13 protein-coding genes are annotated in these 14,950 nt (G+C 70.1%); 9 read left to right on the plus strand and 4 right to left on the minus strand.

What is annotated here, in order from left to right; translation table 11 throughout:
• Positions 1–2 precede the first annotated feature (2 nt).
• The 9 genes from H5411_RS23250 to H5411_RS23290 are packed head-to-tail and all read left to right on the plus strand — an operon-like array spanning position 3 to position 10,270.
• Positions 3–1,562: a hypothetical protein gene (locus H5411_RS23250; protein WP_101438730.1), complete on the plus strand. Its 1,560-nt coding sequence runs from the start codon at positions 3–5 to the stop codon at positions 1,560–1,562.
• Positions 1,549–3,015, plus strand: coding sequence for a class I adenylate-forming enzyme family protein (locus H5411_RS23255; protein WP_101438731.1), 1,467 nt, complete (start codon positions 1,549–1,551; stop codon positions 3,013–3,015). The genes H5411_RS23250 and H5411_RS23255 overlap by 14 nt, the downstream gene beginning before the upstream one ends.
• Positions 3,016–3,026: 11 nt before the next feature.
• On the plus strand, positions 3,027–3,635 hold the full coding sequence (locus H5411_RS23260; protein ID WP_101438732.1) for a hypothetical protein: 609 nt from the start codon (positions 3,027–3,029) through the stop codon (positions 3,633–3,635).
• On the plus strand, positions 3,632–5,356 hold the full coding sequence (locus H5411_RS23265) for a pyruvate, phosphate dikinase (RefSeq protein ID WP_101438733.1): 1,725 nt from the start codon (positions 3,632–3,634) through the stop codon (positions 5,354–5,356). Before H5411_RS23260 ends, H5411_RS23265 begins: the two co-directional genes overlap by 4 nt.
• A complete protein-coding gene (locus tag H5411_RS23270; protein ID WP_101438734.1) occupies positions 5,353–5,865 on the plus strand; it encodes an acetyl-CoA carboxylase biotin carboxyl carrier protein in 513 nt (170 codons plus the stop codon). Before H5411_RS23265 ends, H5411_RS23270 begins: the two co-directional genes overlap by 4 nt.
• Complete coding sequence (locus H5411_RS23275) at positions 5,858–7,228, plus strand: acetyl-CoA carboxylase biotin carboxylase subunit (protein ID WP_101438735.1); 1,371 nt, start codon at positions 5,858–5,860, stop codon at positions 7,226–7,228. Before H5411_RS23270 ends, H5411_RS23275 begins: the two co-directional genes overlap by 8 nt.
• A complete protein-coding gene (locus H5411_RS23280) occupies positions 7,225–8,724 on the plus strand; it encodes a carboxyltransferase (RefSeq protein WP_101438736.1) in 1,500 nt (499 codons plus the stop codon). The genes H5411_RS23275 and H5411_RS23280 overlap by 4 nt, the downstream gene beginning before the upstream one ends.
• Positions 8,724–9,137, plus strand: a complete 414-nt coding sequence (locus tag H5411_RS23285; RefSeq protein WP_101438737.1) for an OB-fold domain-containing protein — start codon at positions 8,724–8,726, stop codon at positions 9,135–9,137. The genes H5411_RS23280 and H5411_RS23285 overlap by 1 nt, the downstream gene beginning before the upstream one ends.
• On the plus strand, positions 9,134–10,270 hold the full coding sequence (locus tag H5411_RS23290) for a thiolase family protein (protein ID WP_101438738.1): 1,137 nt from the start codon (positions 9,134–9,136) through the stop codon (positions 10,268–10,270). The genes H5411_RS23285 and H5411_RS23290 overlap by 4 nt, the downstream gene beginning before the upstream one ends.
• A 669-nt stretch (positions 10,271–10,939) precedes the next feature.
• On the opposite strand, the gene H5411_RS23295 is transcribed toward H5411_RS23290, so the two are convergent.
• The 4 genes from H5411_RS23295 to H5411_RS23310 are packed head-to-tail and all read right to left on the minus strand — an operon-like array spanning position 10,940 to position 14,946.
• The gene (locus H5411_RS23295; protein ID WP_101438739.1) at positions 10,940–11,713 is read right to left on the minus strand and encodes an enoyl-CoA hydratase-related protein; all 774 of its coding nucleotides are present in this window, start codon (positions 11,711–11,713) and stop codon (positions 10,940–10,942) included.
• Positions 11,710–12,555, minus strand: coding sequence for an SDR family oxidoreductase (locus tag H5411_RS23300; protein ID WP_101438740.1), 846 nt, complete (start codon positions 12,553–12,555; stop codon positions 11,710–11,712). Before H5411_RS23300 ends, H5411_RS23295 begins: the two co-directional genes overlap by 4 nt.
• 23 nt (positions 12,556–12,578) lie before the next feature.
• Entirely contained in the window at positions 12,579–14,126 is a 1,548-nt protein-coding gene (locus H5411_RS23305) for an acyl-CoA synthetase (protein ID WP_101438741.1), read from the minus strand.
• Between the two features lie 55 nt (positions 14,127–14,181).
• Positions 14,182–14,946, minus strand: coding sequence for an SDR family NAD(P)-dependent oxidoreductase (locus H5411_RS23310; RefSeq protein ID WP_101438742.1), 765 nt, complete (start codon positions 14,944–14,946; stop codon positions 14,182–14,184).
• Positions 14,947–14,950 lie beyond the last annotated feature (4 nt).

Genomic DNA, 14,950 nt, shown 5'->3' on the forward strand with positions numbered 1-14,950 from the left:
CGATGACCGAGCTGAACTACCGGTCCCTGCTGGAGACCAACAGCTACCTGCGGAACCTCTCCGACACCACGTACTGGCTGTGCATCACGCGCACCGTGCAGGAGTCGAAGCTGTTCCCGATGAATCCGTACATGCTGCTGAGCTACCTGAACTCGTTCTACCGCCTGCCGACGCTGCTGCGCGAGATCGACGCGGCGACCCCGGCGGAGGAGCTCGGCGACCGCGCCCGCGAGGTCAGCCTCAAAGTGGACACTGTCAACGCGGCGTGGGGGATGCCCGCCTTCTATCTCATCGGCCGGGAAATGCTGATGAACTGGGGGCTGCTGCGCGCGGGCGACGCGGTCGAGGACGTGGTGGACGTACTCGACTTCTCGCGCCGGTTCAACCTGGCGTACCACCGCAACGACGGGCACGCCACCAACAAGGAGTTCGGCGACCGCAGCCAATTCCTGCCCGAGCGGACGCTGCAGGTGTTCGAAGCGGATCTGCACGGCGTGCGACCCGGCGACCGGCTGCACACCGCGGCCACCAAGCTCGTCGCGCAGCTGTCGCAGTACGCGTTCCTGGCCCACTGCGAATGCCGGATCGGGCTGCACAACAGCGGCCCGTACAACTTCGGCGAGAACCGGCAGCTGATCGTGCGCGACTTCTTCGAGCTGACCGAGGGCGACTATCCGTGGCTGGACGGCATCGCGACCCGGCTGCCGTTCGCCAACCTGACGATCCCGATCGTCTTCTCCGACACCAACTTCCACCTCATGGACGACTGGGCGTCGTTCGAAGCCGAGCCGAGCTACGACGTGGCGAACATCGCGGCGGTCGGACTGTACACATCGGACGCTTTGTCCGACGGGTACGTGCCGGTCGGCATGGACAGCGCCGAGACGCTCGCCGAAACCATGGAGCAGTACCGCGAGATCCTCAACGAGGCCACCGCGGATCTGTGGAAGCGGATCGCCACCTGGACCCGCGAGCAGATGATCGACGCCGGCGCGCTCGTGTATTCCTCGGTGGCCAAGGACTTCGCGCATCTGGCCGGCACCTACCGCCAGGAGGACTGGCTGTCCCTGGACGACCGCGTGCAGCGGTTCAAGCCGCTGATGAACGACGAATACGGCCGGGACAACCTGGGCGAAATGGTAGGGCTGCTGGGATTCCCGCACCAGAAGACCAACGAGTACGGCATGGCCCGCTATTCCGGGCTGAACCAGAACATGCTCACCGGGATCCCGTACTCGGTGCTCACCGACGACGACTTCGCGCCCACCGCGGGCGACCGCCTGTCGGGATCCAGCAGCCTGCCCGCGAAGAACGGGCTGTGGACGACCACGGCGGGCCGGATCGACCTCGACGAGTACAACCGCCGGGCCCGCGGCTTCACCCCGGCCGTCTTGGACGGCGCGCATCGGTACCGCGATGAGGAATGGGTCAAATGGCACCACGGGTCGCCGGAAGCCGACGAGCTGTACCGCCTGGCACAGCGGGGATCGCGCACTCTCGAAGGCCGTGGCTCGAGCCTGCGCCGGGCGGACCTGCACGGAGCCGGCGATGCAGATCGGTGACCTGATCCGCCGGGCGGGCCGCCAGTACGGCGACGCGCCGGCGTTGATCGACGGCGAGCGCGTCGTGAGCTTCGCCGAATTCGACGAGTTGACCGATCGCCTCGGCAACGCGCTGCTCGCGCGCGGACTGGAGCCGGGGGACCGGGTGGCGGTGCTGCTGCCCAACGGCATCGACGGTGTGGTCGCGTACTACGCGCTGGCCAAGTCCGGGCTCGTGCGGGTTCCGCTCAATGCCAGGGAAACCGCGCGCGAGCTGGCGTTCAAGATCGAGGATTCCCAAGCCAGGGCGCTGATCCACGCCGGGGAAGCGCCCGCGCCGACGGAAATCGCGATCACCGCGGAAGAACTGCCTGGCCTGATCGAGTCGGCTCCGGCCGAACCCTGCGACGTGCGCCGCGAGCCGGACGAGCCGCTGCGGCTGGCCTACACCGGCGGGACCACCGGGAAGCCCAAGGCCGTCGTGCTGACCACCGCGAGCGAGCTGGCCGAGGTGGCGAACTTCCTGGTGGACCTGCTGCCGAACCTGCACCCGGGGTCGGTCATGCTGCACGCGGCGCCGATCACGCACGGCAGCGGCGCCTTCTTCCTGCCGCATCTGGTGAAGGGCGCGGCCAACGTAGTGCTGCCGAAGTTCTCGCCCGCCGCGTTCCTCGAAGCCGCGTGCGAATACCGGGCCACTGCGACGTTCATGGTGCCGACCATGATCGCGATGCTGCTGGAGGATCCGGCGACGGCGAACGCCGACCTCGCGCTGGAACGCATCTGCTACGGCGGCGCGCCGATCGCCACCACGGTGCTCAGCCGCGGCATCCAGCTCCTCGGGCCGGTCTTCGCGCAGCTCTACGGTCAGGCCGAAGCGCCGCTGGCGATCACGTGCCTGCAGCCGTGGGAGCACACCCCGGAACGCCTGACCGCCGCGGGAAAGCCTTACACCTTCGTCGAGGTGCAGGTGCGCGACACCGACGGAAAGGTGCTCGGCCCCGGTGAGGTGGGCGAAGTGCTGACCAGGGGACCGCACACGATGAGCCGGTACTGGCGTCGCCCGGAGGCCACCGCCGCGACGATCGAGGCGGACGGCTGGCTGCACACCGGCGACATCGGGCGCTGGGACGACGAGGGCTACCTGCACCTGCTCGACCGGCGGCACGACGTGATCATCAGCGGCGGGTTCAACGTCTACCCCCGCGAGGTCGAGGACGCGCTGCTCGCCCATCCCGCGGTCGCCGCGGCCGCGGTCGTCGGCCTGCCGGACGAGAAGTGGGGCGAGCGCGTGGCCGCCGCGGTCGTCACCCGGTCCGCCGTCGGGTCCGATGAGCTCGTCGCGTTCTGCGCGGACCGCCTCGCCGGCTTCAAACGGCCCCGCACGGTCGAGATCTGGCCTGAGCTGCCCACCAGCCCCGTCGGCAAGTCGCTGCGCCGCGAGGTGCGCGACCGGATGACGGCACGATCCTGAAAGGACTGTCCATGTTGGACACATACGAGCTGGCCGTGCACACGCTGACCCTGCGTCAGCTCGGCACAGCCGAACAGCTCGCCGACATCAACGGCCTCGCGGTCGCGGACGTCGAAGCCGCGCTCGAGAAAGCCGTCTCCGAAGGGGCGGTGCTCGCCGCACGCGGGAGCTTCATGATCACGCCGGCCGGGCGAGCGTTCCTGGACGGCGTGTACCCGTCGGCGTTCGCCGCGCTGCGGGCGGACGACGCGGTGACCGAGGCGATGGACGCCTTCGAAACCGGGGTGAACAAGCAGATCCTGAGCCTCACCACGGACTGGCAGACGGTGGAGGTCGACGGCGACCGGGTGCCCAACGACCACGGGGACGCCGGCTACGACGCCAAGATCGTCGGCAAGCTGGGCCGGGTGCACGAGAAGACGGCCAAGGTCCTGCGGCCGCTCAGCGCGGCGGACCCCTTGGTAGAGCGTTTCCTCGACCGGATCGGCACGGCGCTGACCCGGGCCGAGGGCGGCGAGACCGACTACGTCAGCGGAGTCCGCGTGGATTCGGTGCACACGGTGTGGTTCCAGCTGCACGAGCACCTCCTGCGGCTGACCGGACGGGAGCGGCCGGAATGACCGCGACGACGGGATTGCGCTGGCTGGTCGTCCCGCGGGCGGGCATGCCGGAGCCGAGCCGCGACCTGGTCGGCGGCAAAGCGTGGAGCCTGTGGCGGATGCGCTCGCTGGGGCTGCGGGTGCCGCCCGCGTTCGTGGTGACCACCGAGGCGTGCGCGGCGTACTTCGCCGGTGACGGGCTGCCCGACGGCCTCGCCGACGAGCTGACCACCGGGATCCGTTTGCTGGAAAGGGAACTCGGCCGGACGTTCGGCGGGGGCGAACGTCCGCTGCTGGTGTCGGTGCGGTCCGGGGCCGCGGTCAGCATGCCCGGGATGATGGACACCATCCTCGACCTCGGGTGCAACGACACGGTCGAAGCGGCGCTCGCCGCCGAGACCGGTGACCCCGCGTTCGCCGCTGAGGTGCACCGGCGGTTCACCGGCTTCTACGGCCGGCTGGTGCTGGGCTGCACCGAAGAACTCGAGGATCTGCCCGACACGGGCGCGGTGCGCGCGGCTATTGCGGACGACATCGGCGAGCCGGTGCCGGTGGACCCGTGGGAGCAGTTGCACGCCGCCGTCGCCGCGGTGTTCCGGTCGAGCCGGTCCCGCCGCGCGGTCGCGTATCGGAAGCACTACGGCATCCCGGAGGATCTCGGCACCGCGGTCACGGTCCAGGCGATGGTGTTCGGCAACCTCGACGACGATTCGGGTACCGGGGTGCTGTTCACTCGCAGCCCGGTCGACGGCGCGCGGGAACCGTATGGCGAGTACCTGCCGCGCGGCCAGGGGGAGGACGTCGTGTCCGGCCGGGTCACCCCGAAACCCTTGGCGTATCTGGCGGAGCGCTGGCCGCGGGTGCACGCGGAACTGCTCGCCGCGGCGGAATGCCTCGACCGCGAGGGAAGGGACGCGCAGGACATCGAGTTCACCGTGCAGAACGGCGAATTGTTCCTGCTGCAGGCACGTCCGGCCAAGCGCACCGCCCGCGCGGCAGTGCGGATCGCGGTCGAGCTGGTCGACGAGGGCGTACTCGAACCGGAAGAGGCCGTGCGACGGGTGACCGCCGAGCAGGTGCGGACCCTGCTCCGGCCGGAAATCGCACCCGGCGCGGCCGAGACGGCCGAGGCGGTGGCACGGGGCGTCGGTGCGAGCCCGGGCGTGGCCACGGGCGTCGTCGTGGACACGCCTGAAGCGGCGCAGGCGAACCCGGGTTGCGTGCTGGTGCGGAAATCGACCAGTCCGGACGACGTGCACGGCATGATCGCGGCCGCGGCCGTCGTGACCGAGCAGGGCGGGGCGACGTCGCATGCCGCCGTGGTCAGCCGGGCGCTCGACACGCCGTGCGTCGTCGGCTGCGGCGCGGGAACAGTGGATGCGCTTGTCGGCCGCACCGTCACGGTGGACGCGACCTGCGGTGTCGTCTATGCCGGCGAACTGCCGACGCAGGCCGTCGACGAGAGCGAGGACGAGGACCTGCGACGGCTCACGCAATGGGCGCAGCGAGCGACGACGCTGACCGCGAGCACCACCGCCGCCGGTGCGGTGTTCGACGCCGACAGCGTGGCGGCCGGGGACGTCCCGGAAATCCCGTCCGGCACGAAAACCGTGTGCGGCGCGGTGTTCTGCACCCCGGAAGGTGTGCGCGCGGCGCTGGACGCGGGCGTCGAGGAGATCGTGACGCCGCATCGCCTGCCGGTGCTGCTCGCCGCGATTGCCCAGCAGAGGAGCGTTTCATGACCATTTCCGAGCGCGTCACTCACCGGGAAGTCCGGGAGATCCTGCGGTCGTTCCAGGAGTCCGGGTGGACCGCCATGACGCTCGAACTCGACGACATGCGGATCACCGCGGGCAAGGAAGGGCCACCGGCCGCGCCGGCCCGGCCCGCCCCGCCGCCCGCCGAGGCATCCGCATCCGCCGCGGCTTCGGCGGACGCCGAGCCGGCACCTGATCCCGTGCCTTCTCCTGCGTCGGCGGTGCCGGAACCGGTGGACCGGACAGGCTGCGTCGAGGTCCGTTCGCCCGCGGTGGGCGCGTTCTGGGTCGCCCCGAGCCCGGGCGAGCCGCCGTTCGTCGAGCCAGGGCAACCGGTGACGGCGAACCAGCAGCTGGCGATCGTCGAAGTCATGAAGCTCATGAACCCGGTCGTCGCCCCGCGATCCGGCGTCGTGGTCGAAGTCTGCGCCGAGAACGCCGGACTGGTCGAGTACGACCAGCTGCTCTTCGTGATCAGGCCGGACGATGACTAGCGTGCGCCGGGTCCTGATCGCGAACCGGGGCGAGATCGCGGTCCGGGTCGTGCGCGCGTGCCGGAAGCTCGGGATCGGATCGGTGGTCGCGACGTCCACTGTGGACCGCGGCGGGATGGCCGCGCGGCTCGCCGACCGCGCGGTGTGCGTCGGGCCCGGCCCGGCGACGGAGAGCTACCTGAAGACCGACGCGGTCCTCAGCGCGGCGGTGGGCGCGGGTTGTGACGCGGTCCATCCCGGATACGGGTTTCTCTCCGAGAATCCCGAGTTCGCGGCGGCTTGCGTCGCGCAGGGGCTGACGTTCATCGGCCCTCGGCCGGAAGCGGTCGCGCAGGCGGGCGACAAGGCGCGAGCCAGGGAGCTGGCCCGCTCGGCGGGAATCCCGGTGCTGTCCGGTTCGCCGGTCCTGGAGTCCGCGGCGGACGCTGTCCGCGCCGCGGGCGAACTCGGGTACCCGGTGCTGCTCAAGGCCGCGGCCGGCGGCGGCGGGCGGGGCATGTCGGTGATCGAGACCGAGGCGGAACTGCGAGACCGGTGGCCGTCGGCGAAAGCCGAGGCGCAATCGGCCTTCGGCGACGGCCGGCTCTATGTCGAACGGTTCATCCGCAACGCGCGCCACATCGAGGTCCAGGTGCTCGGCGACAAGCACGGGAGTGTGCTGCACCTCGGCGAGCGCGACTGCACGCTGCAGCGCCGCCATCAGAAGGTGGTCGAGGAAGCACCGGCGCCGAACCTGCCGGAGGAGATCCGACAGGACATCCGCGGCAGCGGCGTCCGCTTCGCCGAGGCGCTCGGCCTGGACAGCGCCGGCACCGTCGAGTTCATCTACGACGCCGACACCCGCGACTACGCCTTCCTCGAGTTCAACGCCCGCATCCAGGTCGAGCACCCGGTCACCGAGCTGGTGACCGGGGTGGACCTGGTCGCCGAGCAGATCCGCGTCGCGGCCGGAGAGCGCCTGAAACTCGCCCAGGACGACATCCGGCTCGTCGGGCACGCCATCGAGGTCCGCATCACCACCGAGGACCCGGCCCGCGGATTCCTCCCCCGCCCGGGCACCGTCGCCGAGTGGCGCGCCCCGGACGGAGAAGGCATCCGCGTCGACAGCCACTGCGAAACCGGGTATGTGGTCACGCCGTTCTACGACTCGCTGCTGGCCAAGATCATCGCGCACGGCCCGGACCGGGACGCGGCGGCGGACCGGATGGTGGCCGCGCTCGGCGCCCTGCGGGTCACCGGCGTCCCGACGACGGCGGAGTTCGCCCGCGCCGCACTCGACCACCCCGACTTCCGGGCCGCGACCGTCACCACCGACTGGATCGCCACACGCGGTCTGCCCGACTACCTGGAGAAGAGCGCATGAGCTACTTGGACTGCGCCCCGCGGGGCGCCGATGGAACCCGTCGCCGGATCGAGATCGTGGACCAGACCCTGCGGGACGGTCCGCAAAGCTGGTGGGGGATGCGGCTGCGCAAGGACATGGGCCTGCCCATGGCCGCCGAGCTCGACCGCACCGGGTTCCACACCATCGATCTCGTGGGCAGCTCGATCTTCGAAGTCCTGGTGCGGCACTGCAAAGAGGACCCGTGGGAGCAGCTCATCTCGCTGTCGAAAGCCATGCCGCGGACGACCGTGCGCGCGGGCACCCGCAGCAACGGCATCGTCACGTTCGGCCTGACGGCGGACAGCGTGATGGACCTGTGGGTGCAACGGCTGTGTGCGCACGGCATCGGCAGCTTCTGGATTTACGACGGGCTGTTCAACACCGACAAGATCGGCAGGCTCGTCAAGACGGTGCAAGCCGAAGGGGCGCAGGCACTTCCGTGCATCCTCTACGCCGACAGCCCGTACCACACGGACGAGTACTACGCGGCGCGCACGCGAGAACTCGTCGCGCTCGGGGCCGACGGCATCGAACTCGAGGACGCGGCCGGGTTGCTCACGCCACAACGCACGCGGACCTTGGTCGCGGCGATCAAGGGCGCGGCCGGTGAGCTGCCCGTCGAAATCCACTTTCACAGCAACAACGCGCTCGCCCCGCTGAACTACCTCGAGGGCCTGCTCGCCGGGGCCGACCGGGTGCACACCGCGAGCAGGCCGCTCGCGGCGGGAGTGTCCTTGCCCTCCACCGAGAACACGGTCGCCAACCTGCGCTACGCCGGGTTCGACGTGGACCTCGACGAGTCGCGGTTCGGTCCGGTGGAAGAGCATCTGCTGCGGGTCGCCGAGTACGAGGATCTTCCGGTCGGGCAACCTGCGGAGTACTCGCTTTTCCAGTACCGGCACCAGCTGCCGGGCGGCATGGCGGGCACGTTCAAGGCACAGCTGCGGGACCGCGGGATGGCGGAGCGCTTCGAGGAAGTGCTCGACGAGATGTCCCGAGTGCGCGAAGAACTCGGCTACCCCGTGATGGCGACACCGTTTTCCCAGCTCGTCGGCACCCAGGCGGTGCTGAACGTAGTGACCGGGTCCCGGTATTCGGTCGTCCCGGACGAGGTGATGATCTACGCGCACGGTTTCTACGGCAAGCCCGTCGCCCCGATCGACGAGAACGTGCTCGACACCATCATGAGCTCGCCGAAGGCGGCGAGCTACGAGAACTGGGAACCGCCGCAGCCGAGCCTGCCCGAGCTGCGCGAGCGGTTCGGCCGGTCGATCAGCGACGACGAGCTGATCCTGCGGCTGCTGGTCCCGGAGAACGATATCGACGTCATGCGTGCCACCCCGCGGCGGGACCGGGACTTCTCCCCGACGGGCAGCCAGGTCCGGTTCATCCGCGAGCTGGTGGAGACGTCGGTAGGGGCCTATCTCCACATTGAAGCGGGCGACTTCTCCCTGACTCTGGAGGGAGACCACTGATGACGGACCTGGGCGTGGGACGGCCGACGAAACGGCGGTCCGGGGCGGCGGCCGGAGGGTTGCCCGTCGCCGACCCGAGGCCGGTGTTCGACGGTACCGCGGTCCTGGGCGTGCGGTGCGCTGCTTGCCGGTACCCCTCGGCGCAGCACGAGATCCCGTGGTGCCCGGTGTGCCAGGGGGAAGTGACACCCGAGCGCTTCGCGCCGACGGGCGCCGTGTGGTCCGCCACCGTCGTCGCGATTCCAGTCGGTGTTCGCCGGGCCCCGTTCGGCCTGGCTTACCTCGATCTCGACGACGGGCCGCGGGTGCTCGTCCACCTCGCGGAGCTGGCCGCGGTGCCGCCGGGTACGCGAGCGCGGATCACCGGGACTGACGGCGGCGACCTGGTGGCCGCGCAGGAGGTGCGCTCGTGAACCAGCCGATGCTGTGGGGCGTGGGCACTTCGGACTACGGCCGGTTCCCCGACCGGCGGGTGGAAAGCCTGGCCTGGGACGCGATCGCCGAGGCGGTACGGGACGCGGAGGTCAGGCCGGGCCAGATCGAGGCGATCGTGGTCGGCTCCGTATTCGGCCCGCCCGGCGTCGCCACGCGTGTGCAGCGCGGAATCGGGCTGCCTGGAATTCCGATGTGGACCGTCGAGAACGCGTGTGCCAGCGGGACAAGCGCGTACCACGAAGCCGTCGAAGCGGTCCGGGCCGGGCGGTTCGGGTGCGTGCTCGTCCTCGGGGTGGACCAGATGTCCACGCTGTTCTCCGGTGCGATCGTGCCCGAGGCGAGCGACCCGGAGGGCGCGGCATCGCTGCCGTTGCCCGGGCTCTATGCCCTGCAGGCGCAGCGTTACGTCGCGGAGTTCGGTGTGACGCCGGAGCAGCTGGCGGCGATCGCGGTGAAGAACAAGGCCAACGGGATGGACAATCCGCGCGCGCAGCTGCGGTCCTCGGCGCCGACCGTCGCCGAGGTGCTGGAATCGCGGATGATCGCCGAACCTCTGACGTTCCTGCAGTGCTGCCCGACCTCTGACGGCGCCGGGGCGGCGATTGTCGGCGGTGCGCGCGGGAACCCCCGCGACCTGCGGGTCGAGGCGAGTGCGATGGTCTCGGGCGCGCTGTGGGACCACCGGAGCCCCGACGTATGGGGGTTCGCCAGCGTGGCGCGGGCCGCGGAACAGGCGTTCGCGCAAGCGGGCCGCTCGCCGGAGGAAGTCGATGTGCTCGAAGTGCACGACGCGTTCACCATCGGCGAGATCGTCACGCTGGAGGCGCTCGGCCTCGCACCGCGGGGAAAGGGCGCGGAACTCGCGCCGTCCGGCCACACGGCGCGGAACGGAGCGCAGCCGGTCAACCCGAGCGGCGGCCTGCTCTCGCGCGGCCACCCGCTCGGTGCGACCGGAATGGCGCAACTGGCCGAGATCGCGTGGCAGTTGCGCGGGGACGCCGGTGACCGGCAGGTGGCCCGGCACCGAGTGGGGCTGGTCGAGACGATGGGCGGGGGAGCCGCGGGCATGGACGGGAACGCTTGTGTCGTAACGATTCTTTCGGCGGAGTGACGGAGGCGGCGGCGGGCGGCGCGCTCGACCGGATCCGGGCGGCCCGGAAACAGGAACCGGGGCAGGAGCTGGTTCGGTCCGAGCAGGAATCGTCCGGGCCTGCTCTTCGCTCAGGCCATTGAACCGGAGGCTGTCGGGGCCTGCCCGCTCGTGCGAGCGAAGGCGGTGCGCACGAGTTGCGTATTGGTAGGGAACAACAGTACGGCACCTGCGTGGACTAGCGCCTGGACTCGGCCGCCGTCGCACGCTCGGCCTGGAAGCCCGCGCTCGGCGATCACGCGCGTCATCTGGCACCGGTCGCGCGACGGGAAGAATTCCGCGGTGCCGAAGGATGATTCTGGTTGACGCAACGTGCTTGCTGATCCTAGCCTCGCAGGCGAACGCACAGCACGATCGCATGAGACGCGAGGCGCGAGCATCGATCTGATCCGGTCGGGCGATCGCTCTCGGGCGGCCCGCGAATCCGACGACACGCCGCTTGCCTGCCCGGCGCGCACCCCAAGTGGCATCTCGACTGCGAGCACCCCCGCTCGGCCATTCCAGGCTTTACGACCTCGCGCGCGGGCCGGAAGTGAGCGGGCGCGAATTTCCTGCGGGACACGGATGTGCCTGAGGGCCGCCGTCTTGCGGTGGCGTCGAGCGGCAGCAACGCAGCGTGTCCTAGCCCGGCTAGTTCGAGGGAAATTCGGGCGTGCGCTTCTCCGCGAACGCAGCCACGCCTTCACGGCCGTCCGGGGAAGCCGCCCGTGCGCGGATCGACAGAGTTTCCCGGCGCAGCAGCGTTTCGGCCGCTGGAGCAGCCGCCTCCCGGAGCAGTCGCTTGGTTGCGACCTGTGCCGCCCTCGAGCCCGCAGCGAGTTGTCGGACGACCTGTTCCGCCGCCGCCGCGAGTTCGTCGTCCGGGTGGACCTGGGCGACCAGCCCGAAGGCGTGGGCTTGCTCCGCGGTCAGCACCGGATTCAGGAGTGCGAGGTGCAGCGCGCGGTGGAGCCCGAGCGAAGCTGTGAGCAGCGAGGTCCCGCCGTCGGGAGTGAAGCCGAGTTTGGTGTAGGCCAGGGTGAATCGGGCTGACGCTCCGGCGAGGACCAGGTCGGCGGCCGCCGCGAGTGCCAGGCCGGCGCCGGCGGCGGCGCCGTGCACGACCGAGACGACCACGGCGTCCATCCGGTGCAGTTCGCTGATCGTGCGATGCAGGGCTTCCGCCAGGTCGTCAATGGCCTGTTCGACGTCGTCGGCGCTCGCGAATGCGGACACGTCGCCGCCGACGCTGAAGGCGCGACCTTCCGCGGCGAGGACGACGACCCGGGCGTCGTCGTGCCGGGCTTGCCGGACCGCGGTGGCCAGTTCGTCCACAATGGCCTGGCTGAGCGGGTTGCCCCGGCTGCTGTCGGTCAAGCGGATCCAGGCGGCGCCGTCGCGGCAGGTGTACGACACGAGGCTCATTGGCCGTCTCCGATCGGGTCGAGGAAGAGGTCGGCGTCGAGTGGCTGGCCGCTTTCGCCGGCGCGGTAGCGAGCGAGGTCGGTGACGCCTTCTTCGCGGAGGACGTCCTCGTCGATGAAGAAGTTTCCGGTGCAATCGGTGCTGTCTCGGACGAGGATCGCGTGCGCGGCGTCGGCGACGATCTCAGGGGTGCGGGCTCGGGAAACGCCGTGCTCTCCGCCGAGCAGGTTCGCTACTGCGGCGGTGGCGATCGTGGTGCGCGGCCAGAGCGAGTTGGCGGCGATGCGTTGCTCGCGCAGCTCCTCGGCGAGTCCGAGGGTCACCAGGCTCATCCCGTACTTGGCCATCGTGTAGGCCAGGTAGCTGCCTGCCCATTGCGGACGAAGGTCCAGCGGCGGGGAAAGGGTGAGGATGTGCGCGCGGTCGCTCTTGGCCAGATGTGGGATGGCGAGCTTGCTGAGCAGAAACGTCCCGCGGGCGTTGATGCTCTGCATGAGATCGTAGCTCTTCATCGTGATGTCCGCGGTGCTGCGCAGGTCCAGCGCGCTGGCGTTGTTGACGACGATGTCGATGCCGCCGAAGCGATCCACCGCGGTCCGGACGGCGCGCTCGGCGTCCTCGTCCCGCCGTACGTCCCCGACCACTGCCACCGCCTGCCCGCCGGCGTGTTCGATGTCGGCGACCGCGGTGTGCACGGTGCCGGGGAGGCGAGGGTGCGGCTGGTCGGTTTTGGCGAGGATCACGACGTTGGCCCCGTCGCGCGCGGCGCGCACCGCGATCGCGAGGCCGATTCCGCGGCTCCCGCCGGACATGAGCAGGGTGCGGCCCTGGAGGGTGGTCATGGTGGTCGTCCTCCGACGAGGGGTCAGCGGGCAGCGGCCCGGTAGCGGTCCCGGAGCGGGCCCTTGACGAGTTTTCCGGTGGGGGTGCGGGGCAGGCTGTCGACGAAGTCGACGGTCCGCGGGGTTTTGAACGCGGCGAGCCGGGAACGGACGTGTGCGATGAGTTCCGCCTCGAGCTCCGGGCTCCCGGCCTTTCCTTCTGCGAGCTGGACGACCGCCTTCACTTGCTCGCCCATCTCCGGGTCGGGCACGCCGACGACAGCGACGTCCGCGACTGCCGGGTGCATGGTGAGGGCGTCCTCGATCTCCTGCGGGTAGATGTTGACCCCGCCGGAGATGATCATGAACGCCTTGCGGTCGGTGAGATGGAGGAAGCCCGCGTCGTCGACGTAGCCGAGATCGCCGACAGTGGTCCAGTTCGCGTGCTGGGGGTGCTGGGCGGTGCGGGTTTTCTCCGGATCGTTGTGGTATTCGAAGGGGCATTCGTCGCGTTCGAAGTACACCGTTCCGACGGTTCCCGTCGGGACTTCGTGACCTTCCTCGTCGCAGATGCGGAGGATGCCGAGGATCGGCCGGCCAACCGACCCGGGGTGGGCGGCCCATTCGTCCGGACTGATCCAGGTCATTCCGGCGACTTCGGTCGACGAGTAGTACTCGTGCAGGATCGGGCCCCACCACTCGAGCATCTGCTGCTTGGCCTCCGGCGGGCAGGGCGCGGCGGCGTGCACGGCGATCTTCATGCTCGAGAGGTCGTAACGACGACAGACCTCGAACGGGAGCTTGAGCAACCGCACGAACATCGTCGGCACCCATTGGCTGTGGGTCACGCGATATTTTTCGATCGCGGCCAGCGCCGCTTGCGCGTCGAACTTCTCCATCACGACGACGGTGCCGCCGAGTGCTTGCACAGTGGCGCACAGCCGCAGCGGCGCGGCATGGTACAGCGGCGCGGGGGACAGGAACACCGTTTCGGCGTCCAGCCCGATCCGGTCGCCGAACACCGCGACCATGCTGTCGCCCGGTTCGCCGACCTGCCGATCGGGCAGCGGAGGCCGGATTCCCTTCGGCCGGCCGGTCGTGCCCGACGAGTAGAGCATGTCGCCGCCGCGCGGCTGGTCGGCGAGCGGCGTGCCGGGCGCCGACGCGATTTCGGCGGCGTAGTCGAGCCAGCCGTCCTCGCCGTTCGGCGGACTGCCGAACGCCACCGCGTAGCGGACCGTGTCGCGGGCGACGAGCCCGGTCGCGGCGTCGGCCGTGCCCGGCCCGAGGAAAAGGGCCTGGGCGCCACTGTCTTCCAGGATGTAGCGAAGTTCGTCAGGACTGGCGAATTTGTTGATCGCCGTGACGTACAGCCCGGAACGCTGGGCGGCCCAGTACACTTCGAAGACGCGCGGATCGTTTCCGGACAACAGCGCGATTACGTCTCCGCGTCGAAAGCCCTCGGCCCGCAGCCGGTGTGCGAGCCGGCGAGAATTCCGTTCCAGCTCGCCGAAAGTGAGCCGTTCCCCGCTGCCGGCCATGATGACAGCTGCTCTGTCCGGATCGGTTTCCGCGTAAGTTCCGGGATACATCGGTACTCCTGTGGATTCTTCCTTGAATTGCCGGGAGCGGGCGGTGCCGGAGGGATCAGCGCGGGGCCATCCGGATCGCGCCGTCGAGCCGGATGACCTCGCCGTTCAGCATCGGGTTGGCGACGATGTGCCGGACCAGCGAAGCGTATTCCCGGGGATCGCCCAGCCGGCTGGGATGCGGCACCTGGGCGCCGAGCGAGACCCGTGCTTCCTCGGGAAGGGTGGCCATCAGCGGGGTGTCGAAAAGGCCGGGTGCGACGGTGACGACCCGGATCCGGTGCTGCGCCAGGTCCCGGGCGACCGGCAGGGTCATCCCCGCGATCCCGCCCTTGCTGGACGAGTAGGCGGCTTGCCCGACCTGGCCGTCGAATGCCGCGACGCTCGCGGTGTTGACGACGACTCCGCGTTCCTCGCCTTCCGGGTCCGCGTGCAGCATGCGTTCCGCGCCGAGCCGCAGGACGTTGAACGAGCCGACCAAGTTGACGTCGACGATCTTCCGGTAAGCGGCCAGCGGCGCGGCCTTGCCCTCTTTGGTCAGCACCCGCGCCGGGGTGCCGATGCCAGCGCAGTTCACGACCACGCGGACGGGGCCGAGAGCTTCCGCGGCGTCGAACGCGGCCGACACCGCGACCTCGTCGGTGACGTCGGCCGCGGCGAACACCGCCGATCCGCCGAACGCGGCGGCGACCTGTTCGCCGTCGCTGGTCGGCAAGTCCAGCAGCACGACCTGTGCGCCTGCGTCAGCCAGTTCGCGGGCGGTGGCGAGGCCGAGCCCGCTCGCGCCGCCGGTGACGACAGCGGATGCGCCAGTGATGTCCATGGAT

This window comes from Amycolatopsis echigonensis, from assembly GCF_014174495.1.
Taxonomy (GTDB): Bacteria; Actinomycetota; Actinomycetes; order Mycobacteriales; family Pseudonocardiaceae; genus Amycolatopsis; species Amycolatopsis echigonensis.